18 protein-coding genes and 1 pseudogene are annotated in these 25,433 nt (G+C 71.1%); 8 read left to right on the forward strand and 11 right to left on the reverse strand.

From position 1 onward, the window contains the following. Positions 1 to 1,160, reverse strand: a pseudogene (locus ACGFYU_RS22225) (hypothetical protein); the annotation flags it as partial. Between the two features lie 472 nt (positions 1,161 to 1,632). On the opposite strand from ACGFYU_RS22225, the gene ACGFYU_RS22230 reads away from it, so the two are divergent. Then, on the forward strand, positions 1,633 to 6,660 hold the full coding sequence (locus tag ACGFYU_RS22230) for an FG-GAP-like repeat-containing protein (protein WP_393829036.1): 5,028 nt from the start codon (positions 1,633 to 1,635) through the stop codon (positions 6,658 to 6,660). A gap of 83 nt (positions 6,661 to 6,743) precedes the next feature. Here ACGFYU_RS22230 and ACGFYU_RS22235 read toward each other — a convergent pair whose 3' ends face one another. Further along, positions 6,744 to 8,507, reverse strand: a complete 1,764-nt coding sequence (locus ACGFYU_RS22235; RefSeq protein ID WP_393829037.1) for an acetyl/propionyl/methylcrotonyl-CoA carboxylase subunit alpha — start codon at positions 8,505 to 8,507, stop codon at positions 6,744 to 6,746. Between the two features lie 374 nt (positions 8,508 to 8,881). On the opposite strand from ACGFYU_RS22235, the gene ACGFYU_RS22240 reads away from it, so the two are divergent. Then, positions 8,882 to 9,355, forward strand: a complete 474-nt coding sequence (locus ACGFYU_RS22240; RefSeq protein WP_393829038.1) for a hypothetical protein — start codon at positions 8,882 to 8,884, stop codon at positions 9,353 to 9,355. On the opposite strand, the gene ACGFYU_RS22245 is transcribed toward ACGFYU_RS22240, so the two are convergent. The 3 genes from ACGFYU_RS22245 to ACGFYU_RS22255 form a co-directional block, all read right to left on the reverse strand. Then, entirely contained in the window at positions 9,336 to 9,956 is a 621-nt protein-coding gene (locus ACGFYU_RS22245; protein ID WP_393829039.1) for a nucleoside triphosphate pyrophosphatase, read from the reverse strand. The two genes, ACGFYU_RS22240 and ACGFYU_RS22245, sit on opposite strands and share 20 nt — an antisense overlap. Before the next feature lie 86 nt (positions 9,957 to 10,042). Further along, a complete protein-coding gene (gene mmpB / locus ACGFYU_RS22250) occupies positions 10,043 to 10,174 on the reverse strand; it encodes a morphogenic membrane protein MmpB (RefSeq protein WP_328961944.1) in 132 nt (43 codons plus the stop codon). Positions 10,175 to 10,268: 94 nt separating this feature from the next. Next, the gene (locus tag ACGFYU_RS22255; protein ID WP_393829040.1) at positions 10,269 to 10,706 is read right to left on the reverse strand and encodes a winged helix-turn-helix transcriptional regulator; all 438 of its coding nucleotides are present in this window, start codon (positions 10,704 to 10,706) and stop codon (positions 10,269 to 10,271) included. A gap of 214 nt (positions 10,707 to 10,920) precedes the next feature. On the opposite strand from ACGFYU_RS22255, the gene ACGFYU_RS22260 reads away from it, so the two are divergent. The 3 genes from ACGFYU_RS22260 to ACGFYU_RS22270 all read left to right on the forward strand — a co-directional run bounded on the left by ACGFYU_RS22260 (position 10,921) and on the right by ACGFYU_RS22270 (position 14,875). Further along, entirely contained in the window at positions 10,921 to 12,348 is a 1,428-nt protein-coding gene (locus ACGFYU_RS22260; RefSeq protein WP_393829202.1) for an MFS transporter, read from the forward strand. A 361-nt stretch (positions 12,349 to 12,709) separates the two neighbouring features. Beyond that, positions 12,710 to 13,888, forward strand: coding sequence for an acyl-CoA dehydrogenase family protein (locus ACGFYU_RS22265; RefSeq protein WP_393829041.1), 1,179 nt, complete (start codon positions 12,710 to 12,712; stop codon positions 13,886 to 13,888). Between the two features lie 117 nt (positions 13,889 to 14,005). Further along, positions 14,006 to 14,875: an NAD(P)H-binding protein gene (locus ACGFYU_RS22270; RefSeq protein WP_393829042.1), complete on the forward strand. Its 870-nt coding sequence runs from the start codon at positions 14,006 to 14,008 to the stop codon at positions 14,873 to 14,875. A 75-nt stretch (positions 14,876 to 14,950) separates the two neighbouring features. Here the strand turns inward: ACGFYU_RS22270 and ACGFYU_RS22275 are convergent, their stop codons facing one another. Together ACGFYU_RS22275 and ACGFYU_RS22280 are read right to left on the reverse strand one after the other, a co-directional pair. After that, positions 14,951 to 16,189 carry a sensor histidine kinase gene (locus ACGFYU_RS22275; protein ID WP_393829043.1) on the reverse strand — a complete coding sequence of 413 codons (1,239 nt, stop codon included), beginning with the start codon at positions 16,187 to 16,189 and terminating at the stop codon, positions 14,951 to 14,953. Further along, positions 16,186 to 16,728 carry a flavin reductase family protein gene (locus tag ACGFYU_RS22280; RefSeq protein WP_393829044.1) on the reverse strand — a complete coding sequence of 181 codons (543 nt, stop codon included), beginning with the start codon at positions 16,726 to 16,728 and terminating at the stop codon, positions 16,186 to 16,188. Before ACGFYU_RS22280 ends, ACGFYU_RS22275 begins: the two co-directional genes overlap by 4 nt. A gap of 179 nt (positions 16,729 to 16,907) precedes the next feature. Here ACGFYU_RS22280 and ACGFYU_RS22285 point away from each other — a divergent pair, with 179 nt between their 5' ends. Further along, positions 16,908 to 18,497, forward strand: a complete 1,590-nt coding sequence (locus tag ACGFYU_RS22285; protein WP_393829045.1) for an aspartate aminotransferase family protein — start codon at positions 16,908 to 16,910, stop codon at positions 18,495 to 18,497. 84 nt (positions 18,498 to 18,581) lie between these two features. On the opposite strand, the gene ACGFYU_RS22290 is transcribed toward ACGFYU_RS22285, so the two are convergent. Further along, the gene (locus ACGFYU_RS22290; protein ID WP_393829046.1) at positions 18,582 to 20,783 is read right to left on the reverse strand and encodes a BTAD domain-containing putative transcriptional regulator; all 2,202 of its coding nucleotides are present in this window, start codon (positions 20,781 to 20,783) and stop codon (positions 18,582 to 18,584) included. Positions 20,784 to 21,162: 379 nt separating this feature from the next. Here ACGFYU_RS22290 and ACGFYU_RS22295 point away from each other — a divergent pair, with 379 nt between their 5' ends. Continuing rightward, entirely contained in the window at positions 21,163 to 21,651 is a 489-nt protein-coding gene (locus ACGFYU_RS22295) for a pyridoxamine 5'-phosphate oxidase family protein (protein ID WP_393829047.1), read from the forward strand. A 92-nt stretch (positions 21,652 to 21,743) separates the two neighbouring features. Here ACGFYU_RS22295 and ACGFYU_RS22300 read toward each other — a convergent pair whose 3' ends face one another. From ACGFYU_RS22300 to ACGFYU_RS22310, 3 genes are all read right to left on the reverse strand, one after another. After that, positions 21,744 to 22,418 carry a 4'-phosphopantetheinyl transferase gene (locus ACGFYU_RS22300; protein ID WP_393829048.1) on the reverse strand — a complete coding sequence of 225 codons (675 nt, stop codon included), beginning with the start codon at positions 22,416 to 22,418 and terminating at the stop codon, positions 21,744 to 21,746. Next, positions 22,415 to 23,191, reverse strand: coding sequence for a thioesterase II family protein (locus ACGFYU_RS22305; RefSeq protein WP_393829049.1), 777 nt, complete (start codon positions 23,189 to 23,191; stop codon positions 22,415 to 22,417). The genes ACGFYU_RS22300 and ACGFYU_RS22305 overlap by 4 nt, the downstream gene beginning before the upstream one ends. Before the next feature lie 101 nt (positions 23,192 to 23,292). Then, positions 23,293 to 23,721: a YybH family protein gene (locus ACGFYU_RS22310; protein ID WP_393829050.1), complete on the reverse strand. Its 429-nt coding sequence runs from the start codon at positions 23,719 to 23,721 to the stop codon at positions 23,293 to 23,295. 272 nt (positions 23,722 to 23,993) lie between these two features. Between ACGFYU_RS22310 and ACGFYU_RS22315 the strand changes: the two genes are divergently transcribed. Then, positions 23,994 to 25,175 carry an acyl-CoA dehydrogenase family protein gene (locus ACGFYU_RS22315; protein ID WP_393829051.1) on the forward strand — a complete coding sequence of 394 codons (1,182 nt, stop codon included), beginning with the start codon at positions 23,994 to 23,996 and terminating at the stop codon, positions 25,173 to 25,175. The last annotated feature ends 258 nt before the right edge of the window (positions 25,176 to 25,433 follow it).

Raw genomic sequence — 25,433 nt, forward strand, 5'->3', positions numbered from 1 at the left:
TCGTCCTTCGGGTTGTTGAACCCCGAGCCTGCGGCCTTGTCCTGGCTGCAGGGGACGTAGCCCCGCTCGATGTAGTTCGACGCGAGGTCCCAGCCGTCACCGACCCATGAGGTCTGCTGGGCGGAGGCCGAGGTGCGGCCGTCGATCTGCGCGCTGGAATAGCCCAGCGACAGAGACGGGCTCGGGCCGCCCAGCGACGCCGGGATGTCCATCGGGTAGGACCAGGAGAAGTCACCCGCAGCGCCACCGGCCTGCCACGAGCCCGACGGGTTCAGGGAGGTGGCCTTGAACGTGCCGTTCGCGCCGTCGGCACCCGGAGACGCCGCCAGCATCATGCCCTGGCTGCCCGAAGCTGCCATGACCGCGGAGGGGGCGGACGACAGGTTCATGTCGGCCTTCTCCGAGGAGACGGGCGACTGGGCGGGAGCGTTGGCCGCCGGCGCCGTGAACGTGGCGACCAGCTTGCCGGTCACCGGGTCGTTCTTGGTGGTGACCGGGAAGCTGCCCTTGCACTCGGGCTTGTCCGGCGTGGTCAGCGCACACGCGGGAACAGCCGTGAAGCGGAGCCGGGAACCCCAGCTGCCGCCGTACGCGTTCTTGAACGTGTTGTAGTCCAGCTCCACCGAGACCGGAGCCGAGCTCGTGCCCGCGTCGGTGCGCTTTACCGACAGCAGGAGGCTGTTGGCCAGGCCGGCCTTCTTCGCGGCCGTCTGGTCGTGCAGGTCGACCTTCAGCTTCACCTGATCGGCAGCGGCCATGTCGGACTGCGGAGCGGCCTTCAGACCCGACTTCGGGCCCGCGGCTGCCGAGGCCGGGAGCGCGGCGAAGGTGACCGGGAGGGTCCCCGCCTTGACCGGGTTGCCCGGGGCCTTCGACGGACCGAGGGCAAAAGCCCCCGCCGTGCCCTGGGGGGCCGACTTCAGGCTGACGACCGGCGGAGCCGACGCGTCGGGCAGGGCGATTTCAGCCGTGCCGGACTTGGGCCAGGCGATCTTCGGTGCGGAGGACTTCCACGCCTTCTTCTGCGACTCGGCAGGTCCGGCTGCGGGCTTGCCCGTGACGGGGGCTCCGCCGACCTTGGTGAGCTTCTGCAGTCCCGGCTTCTTCAGGTCGGAACCGGCCGCCATGGCGGGGGTGGCGGTGAGGCCGGCGGTCAGCATGCTGAGCGCCAGGACCGGTATCGGCCACCGCCAGACACGCCTCAAAGGCGCACGCAGAGCGTGCGCCTGGGATCTTTTCAAAATTCGAACACTCCAACGCGTCGCGCGCGGTATTCCAGTCACCGCGCTAATGAGCAACGGCGCTGAACCTAACAAGCGAACAGGCGGCGCGTCGAAGGTCCCTGGGGTGGCGACAAACGGAATGTCAGCGTCCGTGCCCAGGTCAGCGAGTCGCGAAAAGGTTGTACAGCGAAGGTGACCAAGTTTGGGGCGAGTTCTTGTCGGGCCTGATCATGCTCGGGGCCCGCGGGGGACTTGCGTCTGGAAATGCTTTCCCCGGCTGCTACAAATCATTCGAACAGTCGGTGACCGATCGCCAGGATGGCTGAAATCAGGCCATGGGTGCGAGGTCGTCTCAGCCATCGGTCGCCGCCCCGGCGCGGCCACCCCATCAGACCTTGAGGACCTGTCAGTGAGACCACTCCCGACGCGCGCCCGCGTCGACGATCCGCCCTCCCGCAGAAGGTCGGCCGTCGCCACGACGACCGCGCTGACCGCCGCCGCGCTCACCGCGACCCTGCTCGGCGGCGTGCCCGCCGCCGCGGCCGGCACGCCCAACGCCACCGCCGGCAAGACCAAGGAGCAGCTGTCCGACGCGGCCGCTGAGGCCAAGGCGAAGGGCGAGGCGAAGAAGTCCGGTAAGGCCGTCGAGATCGCCTCGAAGCGCACGGAGACGGACGACATCTGGGCCAATCCAGACGGAACCCTCACCGCGAACCACGCGCTGGTTCCGGTGCGCGTCTACCGCGGCGGGAAGCTCGTCGACGCGGACACCACCCTGGCCAAGCAGTCGGACGGGCGGATAGCCCCGGCGGCCGCCGCGGTCGGCCTCAGCCTCTCCGGCGGTGGTGCGGCCCCGCTGGTCACCATGCGCAAGGACGGCCGGGACGTCTCCCTCACCTGGCCCAAGCCGCTGCCCGCCCCGAAGCTGGAGGGCAACAGCGCCACGTACGCCAACGTCCTCGACGGTGTGGACCTCCGGGTCACCGCGGACGTGAACGGCTTCTCCCACCAGATCGTCGTCAAGAACCGCAAGGCCGCCGAGAACCCGGCCCTCGCCACCCTCGACTTCGGTCTGGAGGGCAAGGGCCTCACGGTCAAGAAGGAGGCCAACGGCGAGCTGCGCGCCCTGGACCCCTCCGGCAAGACCGTGTTCAGTGCTGCCAAGCCGCAGATGTGGGACTCCGGCGCCGAGAAGGTGCTGCCCGAGTCCACCACGGGAACGACGGCCCCGAAGCCCGCCACGCCCAAGGCGTCCGCCCCGAAGGCCCTGCCCGGATCCGGCGCCGACGCCGCCGCCCAGGCGGCCCCGGCCGCGGAGGCCGCCGCCGCGCAGGCCGCTGCCGCCCAGGCGCCGCAGGCCCCCGCCGCCCAGGCCCCGGCCGACCCCGTGCCCGCCGTCGACGGCATCGCCAACGGGTCCAAGCAGGCCGACCTCGGCGTCGACCTCAAGGGTGGCAAGCTCACCCTCACCCCGGACCGCAAGCTGCTCACCGCGCCCGAGACCGTGTACCCGGTCGTCATCGACCCGGTGTGGCGCGACGACTGGAAGTCGGCCTGGGCGATCGCGTACAAGCACACGGCCTTCGCGAACTCCGCCGGCACCAACTACTGGAACGGCGGCACCCTCAGCAAGGAGGCCCGCGTCGGCTGTGCCAAGGACGCCGCCAACGGCGGGACCGTCTGCGCCAAGACCTTCTTCCAGGTCGGCATGGGCACCCTGTGGGACAAGCAGATCATCGACTCCACCTTCCGCATCCAGCAGAAGTCCGCGGGTTCCTGGAGCTGCCAGTCCGGTCAGCTCCAGATCTGGGACACCGGCACCATCAGCCGGTCCACCACCTGGAACAACCAGCCCAACTGGAGCCGTCTCGTCGACTCCTCCGGGCAGTCCTTCGGCGGGCGCAACTGCCCCGGAGACAGCGACACCATCGAGCTGAGCGTGACCTCCGCGGTGGCCGACGCCGCCCGCCTGCACTGGTCGTCGTGGACCCTGGGCCTGAAGTCCGCCAACGACACCGTCGACGTGTCGTGGCGCAAGTTCAACCCGGACAGCGCCCGCATCTCGACCAAGTTCAACACGCTGCCCGCGCGTCCGAGCGACCGCACCACCGACCCGTCGGTCCCGTGCACGGGCGGCCAGATCGGCGTGACCGACGAGATCGTCCTGCGCGCCCGCATCTCCGACGCCGAGGACAACTCGCTGTCCGCCGAGTTCCACTACTGGAAGGCCAGCGACTACGGCACGCTGAAGAAGGTCAAGGTCCCCGTCGCCAGCGGCAACGTCGCGACGCTGAGGATCCCCGCCCTGCCCCTCGGCAGTGACACCTACCGATGGGACGTACGGGGCGGCGACGGCACAGGGGACGGCCCCTGGGCCGGCCAGTGCCTGTTCACCATCGACCGGACCGCCCCCAGCCGTCTGCCGGGCGTGACGTCGGCCCAGTTCCCCGAGAACAACCCGGACAACACCGGCTACGCCCGTAGCGAGGGGACCTTCACCCTGAACGCCGGGGGCGAGAAGGACATCACCAAGTACCAGTGGTGGACGGAGTCCGACCCGAAGGTCCGCGAGGTCAGCCCGGCCGCCGCCGGCGGCTCGGTGGACGTCAAGTACACCCCGACCACGGCCGGCCCGCAGACGCTGTACGTCCGCAGCCTGGACGCCTCCGCCAACCGGTCCAACCTGAAGTCGTACCTCTTCTACGCCAAGCGCCAGCCGGTCCGCGACAAGCCGGGCGACCTCAACGGCGACGGCGCCGTCGACATCTGGAGCATCGACCCGGGCTCGGCCCAGCTGTGGATGCACCCGGGCAAGGGCGACGGCTCGTTCGACCTGTCCAGGAAGCTGGAGCGGGGGTCCTTCGCCAACACCAAGTCGCTGAGCCACCGCGGCAGCTGGCAGGACACGGACTACTACGAGGACCTCGTCGCCCTGCGGCCGAGCAACAGCGACCCCAGCCGCAACACCGTGTGGGTCTACCCCGGCAACGGTGACGGCGACCTCCGGCCCGTCGACTCCAACGCGTTCGAGCTGGACACCTACTCCGACGAGAACGAGCACTGGACCACCGCGGAGCAGGTCGTGGTGATCGGCAGCGTCAACGACGACAACGGCGACGGCAAGACCGACGACAGCGACAAGCCCGACATGCTGGTCAAGGAGGGCGCCAAGCTGTGGCTCTACTTCGGGCAGCCGGACGGCTTCGTCGACCTCCCCGGCCTTGAGCCGAGGCCACTCGGCAACGCCGACTGGCAGAACATGACGGTCATCTCTCCCGGTGACCTGAACGGCGACTCGCTCCCGGAGATCTGGGCCCGCGACACGGTCAGCGGCAAGATCCACGAGTACACCAGCAAGAAGACCACCGACGAGGCGTCGCCCGCGCTCATCGACCTGGCGGTGTACGGGGACCCGGCCGCCCGGACGAACTCCATCGGCACCGGCTTCACCGGCGCCGCCTACCCGCACCTGTCCACCAACGGCGACTTCGAGAAGGACGGCTTCGCCGACCTCTGGTCGCGCGACGGCAACGGCGAGATCACCGAGTTCCCGGGCCGCGCCCTGACCAACGGCTCCGCCTTCGGCCCCGGCCGCAAGCTGGTCCTCGGCGGCACGCCCTGGTCCCAGTGCCAGGCGTTCACCAAGCCCGGTACAACCACCCCGCGCTCGCTGTGCGGGCCGATCCTGGCGAAGTTCCTCGCCAAGGGCGGCACGGCGGCCCTGGGCTACCCGATGAGCGACGTCACCGAATCGACCGACCACGTGGGCCGCTTCGTGCACTTCCGCAGGGACGGCGACACCAGCGACAAGAGCTCCATCTACTGGCACCCGAGCACCGGCGCCTGGACGGTCGTCAACGGCATCCGCACCAAGTGGATGAGCCTCGGAGCCGAGACCGGCTTCATGGGCTACCCGACCTCCGACGAGAACCGGACCTTCGACCAGGTGGGCGCCTTCTCCACCTTCTCCGGATCCGGCGGCAGCGGCGCCATCTACTGGGCGCCCGAATTCGGCTCCTGGTCCATCCACGGCACCGTCTACAAGAAGTACATCGAGCTCGGCGGCCCCAGCGGCTACCTGGGCTACCCGACCACCGACGAGACCAACCACGCGGACGGCATCGCCCGGTACAACCACTTCCGCCACCGCGGCCAGACGGCCGACACGGCTTCCATCTACTGGACGACGACCACCGGCAAGGCCTGGTCGGTCCGCGGCACGATCCGCGAGAAGTGGGTCGCCCTCGGTGCCGAGAAGAGCTTCCTGGGCTACCCGCAGTCGGACGAGTACGACGTCTACGGCGGCCCCCGCGAGGACTTCTCCGGCGGCTACATCCGCCACAACCACACCACCGGCGTCAGCGTCGAGCACAAGGCGACCGACCGCACCGCCGACAAGCGCACCGACCTGTCGGGCGACTTCAACGGCGACGGCCGCTCCGACATGGCCACCGTCTACGACTACGGCAGCGATGCCATGGCGATCTACCTCGTGCCCGCCAGGGAGGACGGCGGATTCAGCGCCCCCACCCTCGGCTACGTCACCGGGAAGGGGAACTGGAACAACTCCCACTCGCAGTGGACCTCCGGTGACTTCAACGGCGACGGCCGCGACGACCTGGCCGCGCTGTACGCCTACAGCGACGGCGGCAACGGCCTGTTCACCTTCCTCGGCAACGCCGACGGAACCTTCACCAGCCTCGGGCGCAGCGCCTACGTCGCCCCCGGCAACTGGTCGGGCAACTCGGCCAAGATCGTCGCCGGCGACTTCAACGGCGACAAGCGCGACGACGTGGCCATGATGTACGACCACGGCAGCTGCACCACCGGCACGCACACCTTCCTCTCGAAGGCGGACGGCACGTTCAACGCCTCCTTCGCCAGCTGGCGCTCCGCCAACGGCAGCTGGTGCTGGAACGAGTCCAAGCAGGTCACCGGTGACTTCAACGGCGACGGCCGCGACGACATCCTGGCCCTGTACGGCCACAGCAACGGCGCGGTCGACATGTACACCCTGCTCGGCAAGACCGACGGCGGCTTCGCGACCCCGCTCCGGTCGTGGAGCCGGACCCCTGGCAACTGGGACTACAACCGGTCCAAGCTCACCTCGGGCGACTACAACGGCGACGGCCGCGCCGACGCCGCCATCATGTTCAGGTACGACAACGGCCGCTCGGCCCTGTTCACCCTGACCGGCAAGGCCGACGGCGGGGTCAACGAGGACGTCAAGAGCTGGGACACCCCGGAGGGGTACTGGTACGGCGAGAACGCCGGGATGCCGGTGTCCGGTGACACCGACAAGGACGGCCGCGACGACATCGCGATCATGTACAACTACTACGCCGGAGGCACGGCGGCCTTCACCTTCAAGGCCCGCACCGACGGCGGGTTCGACAGCCCCCTGAAGAGCTGGGAGGCACCGGCCGGCACCTGGTAACCACAGGGAGCCGGACATGACACCGGCCCCCAGGACCCGAAAGGGTCCTGGGGGCCGACTTCGTTCCTGTGCGACTCGCGGGATCAGTCCTTGATCTCGCAGATGGTGGCGCCCGAGGTGATGGAGGCGCCGACCTCGGCCGTGAGGCCGACGATGGTGCCGGAGCGGTGCGCGTTGAGCGGCTGCTCCATCTTCATCGCCTCCAGGACGACGACCAGCTCGCCCTCCTCGACGTGCTGGCCCTCCTCGACCGCGACCTTGACGATCGTGCCCTGCATCGGCGAGGCGAGGGTGTCGCCGGAGGCGGCCGGGCCGGACTTCTTGGCGGCGCGGCGCTTGGGCTTGGCACCGCCGGCGGCGGCCGTACGGGCCAGGGTCATGCCGAGCGAGGACGGGAGGGAGACCTCCAGGCGCTTGCCGCCGACCTCGACGACGACCGTCTCGCGGCCCGGCTCCTCCTCGGTCTCCTCCGCGGCCGGGGCCGCGAACGCCGGGATCTCGTTGACGAACTCGGTCTCGATCCACCGGGTGTAGACCGTGAACGGGCTGCCGTCGGCGGGGGCGAACGCCGGGTCGGTGACGACCGCGCGGTGGAAGGGGATGGCGGTGGCCATGCCCTCCACCTCGAACTCGGCGAGCGCGCGGGCGGCGCGCTGCAGGGCCTGCTCGCGGGTGGCGCCGGTGACGATCAGCTTGGCCAGGAGCGAGTCCCAGGCCGGGCCGATGACCGAGCCCGACTCGACGCCCGTGTCGAGGCGCACGCCGGGGCCGGAGGGCGCGGCGAACTTGGTGACGGTGCCGGGCGCGGGCAGGAAGCCGCGGCCCGGGTCCTCGCCGTTGATGCGGAACTCGAAGGAGTGACCGCGCAGGACGGGGTCCCCGTAGCCCAGCTCCTCGCCGTCGGCGATGCGGAACATCTCGCGCACCAGGTCGATGCCCGAGACCTCCTCGGTGACCGGGTGCTCGACCTGGAGGCGGGTGTTGACCTCGAGGAAGGAGATCAGGCCGTCGGCGGAGACCAGGAACTCGACCGTGCCGGCGCCGACGTAGCCGGCCTCCTTCAGGATGGCCTTGGAGGCGGCGTACAGCTCGGCGTTCTGCGCCTCGCTGAGGAACGGCGCCGGGGCCTCCTCGACCAGCTTCTGGTGGCGGCGCTGGAGCGAGCAGTCACGGGTGGAGACGACGACCACGTTGCCGTGGGAGTCGGCCAGGCACTGGGTCTCGACGTGCCGCGGCTTGTCGAGGTAGCGCTCGACGAAGCACTCGCCGCGGCCGAAGGCGGCGACGGCCTCGCGGACGGCGGACTCGTAGAGCTCCGGCACCTCTTCGAGGGTGCGGGCGACCTTCAGGCCGCGGCCGCCACCGCCGAAGGCGGCCTTGATGGCGATGGGCAGGCCGTGTTCCTTGGCGAACGCGACCACCTCGTCGGCCCCGGACACGGGGTCGGGGGTGCCGGCGACCAGGGGCGCGCCGGCCCGCTGGGCGATGTGACGGGCGGCGACCTTGTCACCGAGGTCCCGGATGGCCTGCGGCGGCGGGCCGATCCAGGTCAGGCCCGCGTCGATGACGGCCTGCGCGAAGTCGGCGTTCTCGGAGAGGAAGCCGTATCCGGGATGGATGGCGTCCGCACCGGAGTCGGCTGCGGCCTGGAGGACCTTGGAGATGTCCAGGTAGCTGGCGGCCGGGGTGTCACCGCCCAACGCGAAAGCTTCGTCGGCCGCGCGGACGTGCAGAGCGTCCCGGTCCGGGTCGGCGTAGACGGCTACGCTCGCGATCCCGGCGTCCCGGCAGGCCCGAGCAACGCGGACAGCGATTTCGCCACGGTTGGCGATGAGCACCTTGCGCACGATGGCTCCCTCCTTGAAACAAGCTGAGTTTAGGGACAGCCCACACGGCCTTTCGACCCTTCCCCAGTGGTGACCTTGCCCACACAGAGTGTGATGCGCGGTCGCCTGGACTGGGAAAGCCTTGTGGCGCCCCAGGTCAGGGGGATCCCCGACTGCACAGTAACCCCGTCATGTATCCAAGGTCTCTGTCCGGCCGGTCAGCGGGCCCGGGTGATTCTTTGTCGAGTCCCTACGAACGGCCCACATTTTCTTTGCTTGATCGCCCTGCGGGGGTCCTACCGTAACGAAGCGGCCCGCACCCCTTGTCCGCACGTTTACCCGTTAGTAGCCTCCAGGCGTCGAACGGGCTTGTGACGCGTGGGGGTGGGGACGAGGTGCTGCGCAGACTCGTGGCCGGGCTGGCCGCGATCGTGCTCGTCGCGGAAGCGGCCCTGCTCGTGCTCGTCCACCTCGTGCTGGGGCGGACCACGGAGAACCAGTCGATGTCCATCGCGGGCAGCGATCCGGATGTCATGTCCAAGGCAACCTACGGGCTCGGGGCCGGCATGGGCGCCTTCCTGCTCCTGACCGCCGCACTCGCCGCCCTGACCGCGATACGCGACCGGGAGCCCGGCCGCTTCGCCCGCGTCGTGCTCGTCTCCGCCGCCGTCACCCACGGCGTCCTCGGCGTCCTCGCCGTCGCCCTGGTCGGCTGGGGCGCCTTCGCCGTGATGATGCTGATCCTGTGCCTGCTCGTCCTCACCCTGACGCTCTACGCCGGAGGGCGCGAGATCGGGGCCGCGGAGGGCGACGTACGGGACACGCCGCCTCCGCCGCCGCTCGGGGAGCTCAAGCCCACAAGTCCGTGATGGACACGCCCAGTTCGCCCAGCAGGGAACGCAGCAGCGGCAGCGAGAGACCGATCACGTTGCCGTGGTCCCCGTCGATGCCCTCGATGAACGGCGCCGACAGCCCGTCCAGGGTGAACGCGCCCGCCACGTGCAGCGGCTCGCCGCTCGCCACGTACGCCGCCACCTCCGCGTCCGTCGGCTCGCCGAAGTGGACCGTCGTGGAAGCCGTCGCCGAGACCTGACGGCCGTCCGCCGTGTCGATCACGCAGTGCCCCGTGCGCAGCACCCCGGACCGCCCGCGCATCGACTTCCAGCGCGCCGTGGCCTCCTCGGCGTCCGCCGGCTTGCCCAGCGCCTCGCCGTCCAGCTCCAGTACGGAGTCACAGCCGATCACCAGCGCCCCGGCGGCCTCCTCCAGGGCCGCCACGACCCCCGCCTTCGCCTCGGCCAGCGCGAGGGCCAGGGCGGCCGGCTCGTCGTGGTTCAGCGCGTCCTCGTCGAACCCGCTGACGATCACGTGGGGAGCGAGCCCGGCCTGCCGCAGCAGGTTCAGTCGCGCGGGGGAGGCGGAGGCGAGGACGAGCTTGCGCCCGCTCGCGGGCAGCGGAGTGACGGTCATGGGGCCATCGTAGGGGCGCGGGCCGGCCCCTCCGGAAGGCCCCGGCATCCGCCCGGCCCGGCCGCCGCCCAGCCGGGCACGCGGCGCTAGAAGCCCACGCCCAGGACGTAGACCACGACGAGCATGGCGAGGGCGAGCACCACCGTCAGCCGCCGGATCATCGCCTGCGCGTCGCGCATGTCCTTCGGCGGCTCGTTCTTCGGATCGGACCAGAGCATGCCCCGATCCTGCACCCGGAGACGGTGGTGGCGCTTGAGTACGGGTACTCAAGCGCCATGGTCCTCCGGGCACCGGTTCAGGACCCCGAACGGGTCATGAAACGTTGGTGTCGAGCTGCAGACGGCTGTCGTAGTCGGCACGGGCCGAGGCGATCTGCGTCTGGTGGGCCTCGGTCCAGTCGACCAGGGCCTGGATGGTGTCGTGCAGACTTGCCCCGAGCGGAGTGAGCTCGTAGTCCACGCGGGGCGGGACGACGGGATGGACCGTACGCAGGACCAGGCCGTCCCGTTCGAGCTGACGCAGTGTCACGGTCAGCATGCGCTGACTGATGCCCTCGATCATCCGCCGCAGCTCGGAGAAGCGCAGCGAGTGGTGTTCGAGGTACGCGATGACCAGCAGTGACCATTTGTCGGCCACCCGGTCGAGGATCTGCCGCACTTCACAGCCCTCGCGGACGTCCCATTGGCGGATCAGGTAATCCTCGTCGGTTCCCGTGCAGTGCGTCGGTGACTTCAAAGTGCCTTCTTCCATGGTCAGTCAGCCTGCCGCAAGCTGCTGGTGGTTACAAGAGGGAACCGGCAGGGTCTCGCAACCGCCCCTATCAGGCCGTCGTGCCTCACTGAATCCTCAATGGATCCTCACGGGCACCGCGGGAATTGGCCGCCTCTTCTAGAATTATTCCTGCGTGTTCAAGGAGATTTCTGTGTCCGCACCGCAAACCCCACCGGACAGTGGCACCGACCGTATGAGCGGGCGCGCTTGGGGCGTGCTGTTCGTGCTGTGTGGCGCGATCTTCCTCGAAGGCATCGACGTCGCCATGCTCAACGTGGCGCTGCCCTCGATCCGTGAGGACCTCGGCCTGTCCACCAGCACCCTTCAGTGGGTCATGAGCTCGTACGTCCTCGGCTACGGCGGCTTCATGCTCTTCGGCGGCCGCGCGGCCGACCTGTTCGGCCGGCGCCAGATGTTCGTCTTCTGGCTGACCGTCTTCCTGCTCTTCTCCGGTCTCGGCGGCTTCGCGACCGAGGGCTGGATGCTGCTCGTCGCGCGCTTCGTGACCGGTGTCGCCGCGGCCTTCATGGCGCCCGCCGGCCTGTCGATCATCACCACCAGCTTCGAGGAGGGGGCCCAGCGCAACAAGGCGCTGCTCGTCTACTCGGGCACCGCGGCCGGCGGTTTCTCCATCGGTCTGGTCGTCGGCGGTCTGCTCACCGCCGTCAGCTGGCGCTGGGTGTTCTTCGCCCCGGTCGTCCTCTCGGCGATCATCCTGATCTCGGCCCTCGCCCTGATCCCCAAGTCCGAGAAGCCGCAGCGCGGGGACGAGCCCGTCGACCTCGGCGGCGCGCTGAGCGTCACCGCCGGCATCCTGCTGCTGGTCTTCGCCGTCGAGCGGGCCCCGCACGTGAGCGGGCTGTGGACGGTCGGCACGGTCGCCGCCAGCCTGCTGCTCTTCCTGGTCTTCGTCTCCATCGAGCGCAAGTCCCGTTCGCCGCTGGTCCGCCTGAGCCTCTTCCGCAACGGCGCCCTGGTCCGCTCGAACCTGTCGGCCCTGCTCTTCTCCGGCGGCTTCTTCGGCTTCCAGTTCATCGTCGTGCTCTACCTGCAGGAGCTGCGCGACTGGTCGACCCTCCAGACCAGCCTCGCGATGATCGTCATCGGCATCGACGCGATCCTGTCCCCGACGGTGACCCCGAAGCTGGTCGAGAAGTTCGGCAACGGCAAGGTCATCTTCGGCGGCCTGCTGCTGGCCTCCCTGGCCTACGCCCTCTTCCTGCGGCTCGGCGCCGACTGGACCTACCTGGCGATGCTGCCGAGCCTGGTCATCCTGGGCATGGCCTTCTCCCTGGCGTACGGTCCGCTGACCATCGCCGGCACCGAGGGCATCGCCGAGGAGGAGCAGGGCGTGGCCGGCGGCCTCCTCTACACCTCCTTCCAGTTCGGCGCGGCGCTCGGGCTGTCCGCCGCCACCGGTGTGCTGGTCGCCGCGACCGACGGCAACCAGGCCGCCGCCGGCCTGGACGCGTACCGGACCGCGCTGATCGTTCCGCTGGCCTTCGCCGCGGTGGCCGCCCTCATCAGCCTCTTCGGGGTCCGCAAGCAGGCCCCCGCGGGCGGCGACGCCCCGGCCGCCGGTGCGACCGAGGCCGCGGAGCCCGCGGCGGCCGTGCACTGACCCGATCGCGGCCGCCCGGTGCGGCAGCCCCACCGACGCGCGTCGCTCCGGCCCTCCCCCGGCCGGAGCGACGTGCGTTTTCTTTTCGTCCAGCAGCTTTCGCCGCCTTCCTTACCGCCGTGGGATCCGATGCGCGCAGGCCCGGAGAACAGGGCGAGGACGCGGGGAGAGTTTCCGGAGAGTTTGTGATTACCGGCCTGTGACCGGGCATCGGGAGAATAGGAGTCGCAAGTCGGCATGTTGGTGGAGCCGGTTTTTGAATGCGTATTCGGGTGCGGTGATTTCGGTGCACCCCCGTGCACCCCGGTGAACCACTCCCGTCACGCGTCATCAATGAATTCTCAATGCTGAGGAGAGCAGAATGAGCACGACTGACACGGCGGTCGCGGCGGTGCGCAGCGAGGTGTCGTCGCTGGTCCCGACGCTCCGTGCGAGCGGGGCCGAGAACGAGGAGCGCCGCTGGATCGCCGAGGAGAACATCAAGCTGCTCGACGACGCCGGGGTGTTCCGCCTCTCCGTGCCGCAGCGCTTCGGCGGTATCGACGCCCCCATCGCCCAGCAGGCCGAGATCCTGAACGAGATCGCCCGGGCCGAGACGGCGACCGGCTGGGTTTCGATGCTCTGGGTTTCCAGCGCCTGGGTCCTCACCTTCTTCCCCGACCGCGCCCAGGAAGAGTTCTTCGCCGGCGGTTCGGTCCGCGCCTCGACCGGTTTCACCCCCACCGGCACGCTGGCCCCGGCCGAGGACGGCTTCGTCCTCAACGGCTCCTGGAAGTGGCTCACCGGTGTCCGCGGCGCGGACTGGGCGATCCTCGCCGCCCTGCTCCCGGGCGCCGACGGCACCCCGGCCCCGTTCGCCGCGGTCGTCCCCGTCTCCGAGCTCACCATCGTCGACGACTGGAACGCCTCCTCGGCCGCCGCCACCGGCAGCTCCAGCGTCATCGCCGAGAACGTGACGGTGCCGGCCCACCGGGTCGTCAGCCTGATCGAGATCCTCGGCGGAACCACCGGCGACCGCTCCAACACCGGTGCCAACGGCCGCAACTACGCCTTCATCCCCACCATCACCACCCTGGCGACCTCCTCCTACATCGGCATCGCCAAGGGCGCCTACGAGCTCTTCCTCGACCGGCTCCCGGGCCGCGGCATCACCTACACCTCCTGGACCGACCAGAAGCTCTCCCCGGTCACCCAGATCCAGGTCGCCACCGCCGCCAACAAGATCGCCGCCGCCGAGGGGCTCCAGGCGGGCCAGCTGCGCGGCCTCCAGGCGCACGCCGACGCCGGCACCCTGCCCACCATCGAGGAGCGGGCCGCTTCCCGGGGCCAGGGCGCGTACGCCATCCAGCTCGCCAAGGAGGCCGTGGACATCCTGTTCGAGGCCAGCGGTGCCTCGGCGATCCAGCGCGACGTCCCGATCCAGCGCTACCACCGGGACATCACCGGTCTGTCGCTGCACGCCATGTTCGCCTTCAACACCAACCAGGAAGTGCACGGGCGCGCGATCCTCGGCCTCGCCCCCGACACCCCCTTCCTGTAAAGCCACCGGCCCGGCTTCCCCCTCCGGGCCGGTACGAACCCCACCGGGCCACCCGGCCGCCGAGGCGGCGGGTGGCCCGTTCGCGTGTCCTCACTCCGATGGAAGGAACCGTTCGTCATGACCGACAACAGCCGTCACACCGACAAGACCGGCACGACCGTCCTGGTGCTCGGCGGAACCGGCAAGACCGGCCGCCGTGTCGTCCGCGGGCTCCAGGAGCGCGGCGCCACCGTCCGCGCCGCCAGCCGCGCGGGCGAGGTCCGCTTCGACTGGGACGACCGCGGTACCTGGGAGCCGGCCCTGGCCGGCGCGGACGCCGCCTACCTGGTGGACATGCAGGACAAGCCCGGGGTGTGGGACGCCGATGCCCACATCCGGGAGCTGGCCGCCCTCGCCGCCGGCGTCGGGGTGCGGCGGCTGGTGCTGCTCCAGGCGCGGGTGACCGACAAGGTCGGCGGCAAGTCGCTCGTCGCGGGCGAGGCCGCGGTCCGCGACTCGGGCCTGGAGTGGACCGTGCTGCGCCCCAACTGGTTCAACCAGAACTTCGACGAGGGCGTCCTGCTGGACTCCGTACGCGAGGGGCGGGTGGCGCTGCCGGCGGGTGACGGGCGCGAGCCGTTCGTGGACGCCGAGGACGTCGCCGCCGTCGCGGTCGCCGCGCTGCTCGACGAGGGCCACTCGGGGCAGACGTACGAGCTGAGCGGGCCGCGGGCGATCGGCATAGCCGAGGCGGTCGAGGAGATCTCCCGGGTCACCGGCCGGGAGATCGAGTACGTCCCCGTCACGCACGAGGAGTACGTCGCCGAGCTCGTCGGGTACGAGGTGCCCGCCGACTACGCCCTGTTCGTGGCCGACCTGGTCGGGCAGATCCGCGACAACCGCAACGCGGAACCGACCGGCACGGTGCGCCGGGTCCTGGGGCGGGAGCCGCGCGACTTCGCCGACTTCGTCAAGGACGCGGCGGCCGCCGGGGCCTGGAACGTCTGAGCCCCCGCCTCGAACGGGAAAGGGCCGGCCCCGGTGACGGGGCCGGCCCTCTCTCGTGCGGTCGTGGCGCCGGTTTCAGGCCTGCACGCGGCCGTGGCGCGGCAGGACCGGCGGGTGGTGGCCGGTGACGGGCTGGAGCGGCAGGTGAGCCTCGACCAGGGTGCCGTCCAGGGGCGAGCTGCGGACGGTCAGCCGGCCGCCGATGTCCTCGATGCGCTCGGCCATGGACCGAAGCCCCTGGTGCCGGTGGCCCGGCCCCAGTGCGCGCTGCGTGTCGAAGCCGAGTCCGTCGTCCTCGACCCGGGCGTACGCCCACCGCCGGGTGGTCCGGACCGACACCCGTACGTGCTCCGCGCGCGCGTGGTCGAAGCTGTTGCGCAGGGCCTCGCGCAGCGTGAGGAAGACGTCGCGGCGGTGGGCGTCGGGAAGCAGCGCCTCGTTCCCGGTCACGCGGATGGACACCTCGACCCCGGACGGGGCGGCGTCCTCGGTGAACGCGCGCAACGCGTCGTCAAGCGGCGGGAGTTCCACCTTCTCCCCGGTCCCGAAGACCAGCGAACGCAGCCGGGCGTCGGCCTCGCTCAGGGTCCGCAGCGCACGCTGGAAGCGCCGCGGGTCGGCGGGCCGGCCGTCCGGCCCGCCTGCCCGGGCCGCGTGGCCGGGGGCGGTGTCGCACTCGGCGAGCAGCAGCCGGGCCGTGGTGATGCCCACCGCCACGTGGTCGTGCAACTCCCGTGAGAACCAGCGCTGTTCATGCCAACAGCAGTCCGCCTCCGCCGCGCCGGAGCCGGTACGCGACTCGGCCTCGGTGTCGGCCGCCGCCTCGCGCAGTGCCGTGCCGAGGGCCCGTACGGCGGCCCCGGTCAGGCACCCGGAATCGGAGAGTTCGAGGACCGCGCACTCCATGAGCAGGGAGACGGCCACCGCGCCGAGCCGGACGGGCGTCCCGCCGCCCCGGCGGACGGGGGCCGCGGGGATGCCGAGGGCGTCGGCGAGGGTCGCCCGCGCCCGCTCCGTCAGGGCGCGGCGCAGTGCGTCGTCCGCGCGGGAGGAGGGCGGGAGCGCGGCCGGCAGCGCCGCCTCGAACCGGCAGAGCACCGCTTCGAGCCGGTCCTGCGGGGTGGGACGTCCGGCAGCGGCCCGGGACGGCACGGCGATCGGCTCCCGCGCCGCGGGGACCCCGGCGGCCGGGGGGAGCGCCGGGGCCGCCACCCGGGGCCGGGGCCTGCGGGACGCCCGGGACAGCCCCTCCTGCAGGGCCTGGGTGAAGCCGGGGCCGATGACGGTGTCCCAGCCCGGTGCCGGGGCGGTCATCGGACGCGCGGGGTGAGCCGCTGGAAGGCGCCGTCGTAGAACAGCAGGCCGCCCGCGCCCCGGTCGCCGAGGCCGGCGTCGGCCACCGTTCCGATGAAGAGGGTGTGATCGCCCGAGTCGTACGCCTCGGTCACCTCGCACTCCAGCCACGCCAGCGCGCCGGCCAGCAACGGAGCGCCGGTGCGCTCGCCCTTCGTCCAGTCGACCCCGGTGAACTGGGCGGGCCCCAGCGGGCGCTTCTTGTCGGCGAAGAAACGGGCCAGTCCCTCCTGGCCCGCCTCCATGATCGAGACGCCGAAGTGCCCGGCCGCCGTGATCGCCTGGTACATGACCGCGCTGTGCGCGATGGACACCAGGACGGTCGGCGGATCGAGGGAGACGGAGGTGAAGGCGTTGGCGGTCATACCGTGGATGGACTCGCCCCCGACGGACAGCACCGTCACGCCGGTCGCGAACTGGGACATGACCTCACGCAGCGAGGCCGGAGTCCGGGCGGCCGCCGATCGGCCTGCCGGAGTCTCGGTCGTTACAGAATTCATTTCGCGCCCTTCCGGTAATTTACCGGAACAAAAGATATGCGGGCATCACCCACGCTCTTCTCAACCGGCGGGCACCGGCCGGTAACCGGTCGCTCAGCAGGTCCGCCAAGGGCATTCGATTACCATGGGGTTCCCCGACATTTCCGGCCCGTTGTGCGGAAGTGGTTAGGGTGGCCGCCATGAATAGCACCCCTGCCGAGCTTCAGCTCGCGGAGCCATATCTTCTGGGATGGCTGTCATCGGTCGGACTCGACGTCGAGTACGTGCGCGCCGAGGGAAATACCCTCTTCTATGCGGCTCCGGACGGGGGTGAGGTCCCGGTCGTCGATTTCGCCGGCGGCTACGGATCCGTCCTCCTGGGGCACAACCACCCGGAGATCGCCGCGCACGCGCGGGAGCTGATCTCCCGCCAGGTGCCGGTGCACGCACAGTTCTCGCGGCACCCGTACGCGAACGACGTCGCCAACACCCTGAACCGCATCGTGCGGCGGGAGACCGGCGCGAGCGAGCCGTACTCCGCCATCTTCGCGAACACCGGCGCCGAGGCCGTCGAGGCGGCGGTCAAGCACGCCGAGCTGGACCGCGGCATGCGGCTCGCGGAACTCAAGGCCGAGCTGGCCGGGAACCTGAGCGCGGCCCGGGCGGCCGTGGCCGCCGGCGCGGCCGTCGCGCCGGGGACGTACGCACTGGCCGGGCTGGCCGAACCGGCCGCCGGGCAGGAGCGGGGCGAGGCGGGCTTCGAGGCGCTGGCCGCCGAGATCACCCGGCGCAACGAGGAGCAGACCGGTCGGCCGCCGGTATTCCTCACCCTGGAGGGCGGCTTCCACGGGAAGCTCGTCGGCAGCGTCCAGCTCACCCACAACGAGGGCTACCGCGCGCCCTTCGCCGCGCTCGCCGCGCAGGCGCGGTTCATCCCCTTCGGCCGCGCCGACGTACTCAAGGCCGTGGTCGAGGAGGAGCGGGGCGACGTCCTCGACCTGGTCGTCACCGACGGTGCGGTGCACGCGGTACGGCGCAACGCCCCGGTCTTCTGTGCGTTCGTCCTGGAGCCCATCCAGGGCGAAGGCGGAATTCGCGAGGTGGACGAGGAGTTCGCCCGTGAGATCCAGCGCGTGACCGCAGAGGTGGACTGCCCGGTCATCATCGACGAGGTGCAGAGCGGAATGGGCCGGGCCGGCGCATTCCTGGCGAGTTCCCAGATCGGCCTGGTCGGCGATTACTACACGCTGGCCAAGAGCCTCGGTGGCGGAATCGCCAAAACCTCGGTGATGCTCGTCCGGCAGTCCCGATACCGGCAGGAATTCGAGCTGGTGCACAGCTCGACCTTCGCCAAGGACGCCTTCTCCTGCCACATCTCGCAGAAGGTGCTCGAACTCCTGGAAGCCGACGGCGGAGCGGCGTACCGCACCGCCGCGGAGCGCGGCGGGCGGCTCAAGGCCACGCTGGACGCGCTTCGGGAGGAGTTCCCCGACGTGGTCAAGGAGGTCCGGGGACGAGGTCTGATCCTCGGCCTGGAGTTCCGCGACCAGGCGGACTCGGCCTCCCCGGCCATCCGCGAGGCGGCCCCGCTGCTCGGCTACACCGTTGCCGGATACCTGCTGCGCGAGCACCGGATCCGTACGTTCCCCACCGCCAGCGCGGTGAACACGCTGCGGTTCGAGCCGTCGCTGTACCTCACCGACGCGGAGATCGCCCAGCTCGACGCGGGTCTGCGCGCCGTGATCGGGCTCTTCCGGGCCCACGACGGCGAGCGCCTGACCGGGGCGTGACGCACCGTGCCGGTCTCCGGGGAACGCGCCCCCGGAGACCGGCACGGTATGCGAGGTCTCGTCTGATCCGACGGAGCGTCCGCCCTAGACGGGGCACGCGTTCGGCAGTGGTTCGGACACCGGGCTCTCCACCGGCGGGAGCAGGGTGATGGTGGAGACGCGGCGCTTGCCGCCGCCCCAGTCCATCCGCTGCTCCAGCAGTTCCGTCCGGGCCGTGACCACGAGCAGCAGGGCCGCCTCCCCTGCCGAGTCCGCCAGCGACTCGATGCGGTCGAGCAGCAGCGGATCCGCCCGGTGGAGGTCGTCTATGGCCACCACCAGCGGTTCCATGCCGGCCAGCGCGACGATGAACTCGCCCCACCGGTCCAGGATCTCCCGCTCCGCACCCGGGGTTCGGGCGTCCGACCGCGGCAGCAGCGGCAACAGGCCCGCGCGCAGCTGTGCCTGACGCACCGGGTCGAGCGGCAGCGTACGGATCACCGACGCGAGCTTCTCCTGCGCGGTGGACGGGGAGTCGCCGGCCCGGATCCGGCAGCACCGGGCCAGTATCTCGGCGGGCAGGTCCAGTGGACCGGCCGTGCCGCCGGCGCGCGCGACCACGATCCGCGCCGCGTCCGCGGACTGCTCGGAGACGCTGCGCGTGAACTCCATCAGCAGATGCGTACGGCCCACCCCCGGGTCACCCAGCACGGTCACCAGGTGGGGCACCGAGCGGTCCCGGGCCCAGTCCAGCAGCCCGCTGAGGATGCCCAGTTCGGGCACCCGGTCGACCGCCGGGCAGCCGCCCTGCCCGCACACGCCGCCGACTCGCCAGGAATCCCACAGGTCCGAGGCCGGCTGGCAGGTCACGATGTGCGCGGTCGCCAGCCGGGCGGGCCCGTTGATCCACACCTCCCCGTCCGGCACCCGGGCCAGCAGCGCCTGCCCCTCGTCCAGCAGGGTCCCCGAGACGTGCGGCAGCATGTCCGGGCGGTGGCGGACGAGGGCGCTCCCCGTCGTCACGGCCGCGCGGACGAGCACTCCGGGCTCCGCGGAGAGCAGGTCGCGGATGGCGACCCCGGCGCGCACCGCCTGCTCCGGGTCCTTGCCCGAGCTGGGCTCCCCGGCCCCGAAGAGGGCCAGCGTGACCGACCCGATGGTGGCGGCCACGAGGCCGCCGAACGCCTCGACCTCCTCCTGGATCACCAGCCGCAGCCGGTCGAGCGTGCCGTCCAGGTCCTCCAGTTCCTCCGGGAGCGGGGCGATGAGGTCCCCGCCGCCCCGGGTGCTGACCAGCAGGGTGCTCACCGGCACCCGCCGGGCCACCGGCCCCGAGGGCGACGGCTGCGCCGGGACACGGGCCCCGGGGCCCGGCGTCGCGGGCTCGGGCCGCGCGGGCGCCGGCGCCGTCCGTGCCTCAACGGGGGTGGGGAGCGCGGTGAGGGTGTTCCCGTTCCGCTCCCCCTCCCCGGTCAGCCGTACCGACGGCCGGGCGGCCGGGCGGGTCCCGTACAGCATCGGCTCGTCGTCCAGGGTCAGTGCGGGGTCGTGGGTCAGGATGGCGCGCTGGAGCATCTGCAAGCCGCGCCCGGGCTCCAGCCCGAGGTTCTCCACCAGGGCAGACCGCACCCGGTCGTAGACGTTGAGCGCGTCGGCCTGCCGCCCGCACCGGTACAGCGCGAGCATCAGCTGCCCGCACGCCCGTTCCCGCAATGGCTCGGCGTCGACCAGGAGTTCGATGCCGCCGAGTGCCGAATGGTGGTGACCGCAGCTCAGCTCGGCGTCGAAGAGGTCCTCCATGGCGTCCAGCCGCACCTTGTTCGCGGCGTCCAGCTCCGGCCAGGAGATCCCCGTCTCGGCGAGGTCGGAGAGCACCGGGCCGCGCCAGAGCGCCAGCCCCTCGCGCAGCAGGGCGGCCGCGGTCTCCGGGGCGCCGGCGGCGAGTTCGGCGCGCCCCTGGGTGGCCCGCTGCTGGAAGACGGAGAGATCGACGAGCTCGGGGTCGATCCGCAGCATGTAGCCGGGCGCCTGGGTGAGGAGTTCGGGAGCGGGTGAGGGATCGCGGGGATCGCTGGGAGCACCGGCCAGGACGCCCCGCAGCCCCCAGACGGCGTTCTGGAGGATCTTGCGGGCGGTCGGAGGGCTGTCCCCGGCGTCCCACAGGGCCCGCAGCAGCCGGCTCGTCGCGACGACTCGGTTGGCGTGAAGGAGTAGATAACCGAGCGTGGCGCGCTGCTTCGCCCCACCCAGGGAAACGGGAGTATCGGCGGCCAGCGCCTCTAACGGACCAAGCAGACGGAAATGCATATGCCCCCTCCTCGTTGCAGGAGACGAATCCTGCCACCCAATAACTGTTTCCGGCTCGATGTAAGCGACGGTTCGTCATCTGTTTACATAGCTGGCACCCGCCCCCACAAACGGTTTTCAGCCGCCATCCCACCACGCGTATCTTGAGGGATTCTTGAAGCCAGGTCCGATCGGTGCCCTGGCCAGCCATCTGTCCGTCTGCCGAGGTCGCCAGGGGTCCGTCAACAGGGCTCCGTCGGCCACCCGTGGTACCCCGGCGGTGACTAGGTTCCTTTGAAGTGCCCTCTTCCGCAAGGGTTCGCCAGGATGCATGCTGGCTACACGCGGGCGTTGCGTATTCAAGTCCGCTGCGAAATTGAGAAAGCGGATGGGAGGCGCCGTGGCTGCGCGCGTGGAGAAGTTTTCCGAGATCGAAGACAAGTTCTACGAATATATTCGTGACATTGTCTATTGCACCATGATCACGGTGGACAAGAAGCAGCGGCCGCGGGCCCGCGTGCTGCTGCCGATCTGGGAGACGGTCGACGGCCGGCCCGTCGGCTGGCTGGCGGCGTACAAGACCCCGGTGAAGGCCGCCCACCTGGCCAACAACCCGGCGACGACGTACTCGTACTGGAACCCCCGCCAGAACGCGGTGTTCATCGACTCCATGTCCACCTGGGTCGACGACATGGAGACCAAGCAGTACGCCTGGGACCTGTACCGCAAGGGCAGTCCGGCGGGCGTCGGCTACAACCCGCGCAACTTCTGGCGCGGCGGCGTGACCGACCCCGGCTACCAGCTGATCCGCATCGACCCGTGGCGGGTACAGGTGCTGCGCGGCACCGACCTCAGCAGCCGCATCTGGACGGACGACAGCCAGCGCTGAGCCCGGACGGGGCGAGGGCGAGGGCAAGAGGGCATCACGGCGCGGACGGTGTGCTGGCACACCGGCCGCGCCGCTTTCGTGGGAAGGGCCGCCTATCCGGCGGCCGCGGCGGCAACGACGACCGCCGTCAGCAGCAGGCCGCGGTCGGCCGTCCAGCGGCCGTCGAAACCGGTGAGCTCCCGCCCGTCCACCTCGGGACCGGGTACCAGGAGCTCCGCCCGGAACGTGCCGGCCCGCGGATCGAGGGTGACGACCGCTTCCTCGAAGTCCAGCCAGCGGCCGGTCAGCGGATACCACGCCTTGTACACGCTCTCCTTGGCGCTGAACAGCAGCCGGTCCCAGTGCACCGAAGGCTCCCGCAGGCCCAGCGCGCGTACCCACGCGCGTTCCCCGGGGAGCGCGATCATGTCCAGCATGCCGGGACGGGGCAGCGGTCCGTTGGGTTCGGCGTCGCAGCCGATGGAGCGCAGTTCCGCGGCCCTGGCGACGGCCGCGCCGCGGTAGCCCCGGCAGTGCGTCATGCTGCCGACGATGCCGGCCGGCCAGCGCGGGGCGCCGCCGGGACCCGGCAAAAGGGGCGCGGGAGCCACGCCCAGCCGGGCCAGCGCCGCGCGGGCGCAGGACCGTACGACCGTGAACTCCCTGCGCCGCCCCTCCACCGCACCCGCCACCAGCGCGGCCTCCGCGGGGAAGGGCGGGGCCGGGGCGGGCGGATCGCGGAACACCTCGGCGGTGACGGCCGGGGCGCGCACCACCGCGGCGATCACGCCGTCGAGCGGGCGGCGAGACCGTCCGTGATGACGCCCGCGACCCGGCCGATCTGCTCCTGGAGGTAGAAGTGCCCGCCGGGCATGACGTGCAGGGAGAAGTCGGCGCTGGTCTGCTCGCCCCAGCGGCCGGCCTCGGCCACCGTGACGACCGGGTCGCTGTCGCCGATCAGGGCGGTCACCGGCACGGGCAGCCGGTCGCCGCCGCTCCAGCCGTACGAGCCCAGCGCGCGGTAGTCGGCACGCAGCGCGGGCAGCAGCATCCCGAGCATCTCCGGATCGTCGAGTACGGCGGGCCCGGTGCCGCCGAGCATCCGGACCGCGGCCAGCACCTGCGCATCGGTGACGAGCCGGTCGTGGACGGCGGGCCGGGCGGTGGGCGCACCCCGCCCGGACACGAACAGCCGTTGCGGAAGCGGGAGTCCGAGGGCGGCGAGCCGGCGGACGGTCTCGTAGCCGATGACGGCGCCCATGCTGTGACCGAAGACGGCGTACGGGCGGCCGGTGAGCGGGATCAGGGTCCGCGCCACGGCGTCGGCGAGGTCGGTGAGCGCGGCGTACGGCTCCTCAAGGCGGCGGTCCTGGCGGCCCGGGTACTGGACGGCCAGGACGTCCAGGCCGGGCGCGAGGGCCCGGGCGAGCGGGAGGTAGGCGCTGGCGGCACCGCCGGCGTGGGGGAAGCACACGAGGGCGGGTACGCCGGTGTGGGCGGGGCCGAACCGCCGGAGCCACTTGGTGTCCAGGTCCACGGTGCCGTTCACCTCACGGTCCATGTCGGTGCTTCCTTCCTTTCCGTTGCTGCATGTGGGTGGGGGAGAGGGACGGCCCCGGTCCGGCCGGCCGTGCGGTAGCCGGCCGGACCGGGAGCCGCGTCTCACTCCGGCAGGAGCGTGCCCGCCACGGGACGGTCGACGGCCATGAGCCACCGGCCGTCCTCGCCCTTGCGGAGCACGTCCGTGCAGGAACCGGCGATGCGGACGGGCTCGCCGTCGGGGCCGGTGCTGTCGACGCTGAAGTTCACGCCGATCAGCGCCACGTCGCCGGCCACGTACGAGTGCGTGACCTCGGCCTTGAGGAGCGGCTTCGGGGCGAGGAACTCCTTGAAGAAGGCCAGGCGGGCCTCGCCCGTCAGCGGAGCGCCCGAGAAGTTCGAGATGGCGTCGTCGCGGTACAGGAGGTCGAACAGGGCGCCGTCACCAGAATTGAAGAGCTGGAGGAAGATCTCGTTCTGGATGTCGGTGTCGCCGGTCAGGTCGGGGTTGTCGACATCGAAGTCGACGGTGATTCCAGGAATGCTGCTCATGCTGGTCGTGACCCGCTTTCTTGACGGTGGCTGAACACTCCGGACACGGATTCCAGACGACGGTACCGAAACCCGTTGAACCGGCGGCCCACCGACAGGTAATCCGCTGGTCATCCAGGCCCCGAGTGCCGGGAATGACTGGCCGGTGGACGGAATTTCCGGCAAGGGAATGCGGCGCCGGTAAGATCGGCCCGGGAAACGATTCCGGCAGCGATTCACGCAGCGATTCAGGCAACGATTCAGGCTTTGACACGGCCTTAGAGGAGACATTGATGACGTCGACCGGTACCGACGCCGCTTCCGTGGTGAGCGCGGTGAAGGACATCGCCTTGAAACTGCGCGAGAACGGCCGCGAGGCCGAGGAGCGAGGCTGGCTCCCCGACGAGAACGTCGACCTGCTGGACAAGGCCGGCGTGTTCCGCGCCGCCGTGCCGCGGGCCTACGGCGGCCTGGACCTGCCGCTCTCCGACCAGTTCGACATCGTCGCCGAGATCGCCCGCGGCTGCGGTTCCACCGGCTGGGTCGCCAACGCCTGGATCTCCAGTGCGTGGCTGATCTCGCAGTACCCCGACCAGGCGCAGCAGGAGATCTACGCCGGCGGCTCGCTCCGGGTCTCCGGCGGTTTCACCCCGACCGGGCGTGCCACGCGCGTCGAGGGCGGCTTCGTGCTGAACGGCAGCTGGCGCTTCAACACCGGCATCCGCGGCGCCGACTGGAACATCCTCGCCGCCCTCGTCGAGCGTGACGACGACGAGCACGAGGAGGTGTACGCGGTGGTGCCCGCCTCGGCGATGGCGATCGCCGACGACTGGGACGTCTCCGCCGCCGCCGGCACCGGCAGCTCCACCACCTCGCTGACGGACCACTTCGTACCGGCCCACCGGGTGGTCGACGGGTACGAGGTGCTGGAGGGCCAGGTCGCGGGGCGCTCCAACGCCGGTGCGGCGAGCGGCCGCGAGTACGGGCTGACCCTGTACGTGATGGCACTGTCGGTGGCCGCGTACGTGGGCATGGCGCGGGCCGCCCTCGAACTGTTCCTGGAGAAGCTCCCCGGAAAGGGCATCGCCTACTCGCACTGGACGGAGACGCGGGACCACCCGTACGTCCAGTTCCAGGTCGCCGCGGCCGCCAACAAGATCGCGGCGGCGGAGGCGCTGGCCGCCGCCTACACCCGCCGGATCCAGGAGGCCGCCGACGCGGGCGAGCGCCTGAGCATCGAGGAGCGGGTCGAGACGCGCGGCCGGATCACCTACGCGGTGCAGCTGGCGAAGGAGGCCGTCGACACCCTGCACTCGGTGAGCGGCGCCTCGGTCATCGCGAAGGCCGGGGCGTTCCAGCGGGTCCACCGCGACATCCAGGGGCTGTCGCTGCACGGGCTGCTGGCGACGCTCGGCGGGTTCGAGGCGTACGGGCGGGTGCTCGTCGGCCTCGACCCGGACACCGAGTACATCTAGTCGGGGCGGGGCGAGGCCGGGCCCCGGTCCGGCCCGACGGGCGCACGGCTGTGTGGGGACGGTACTCCGTCCCCGCACAGCCGTGCGCCCATGTGTGCGCGTCGCGGGCGTGTCCGAGGCCGAGACGCCGGAATGCCGGAACGCCGAAGCCGCGGGGCGGGGGGGGGAGGGCGCGCACCCCGCCCCCGGGGTCGGGGGGGTGTGGGGGTTAGACCGGGGGGCGGACGGGGGGGGGGGCGGCGTGCGGCACTTTGCGGA

This window comes from Streptomyces sp. NPDC048337 (genome assembly GCF_043201175.1).
In the GTDB taxonomy this organism is placed as follows: Bacteria; Actinomycetota; Actinomycetes; order Streptomycetales; family Streptomycetaceae; genus Streptomyces.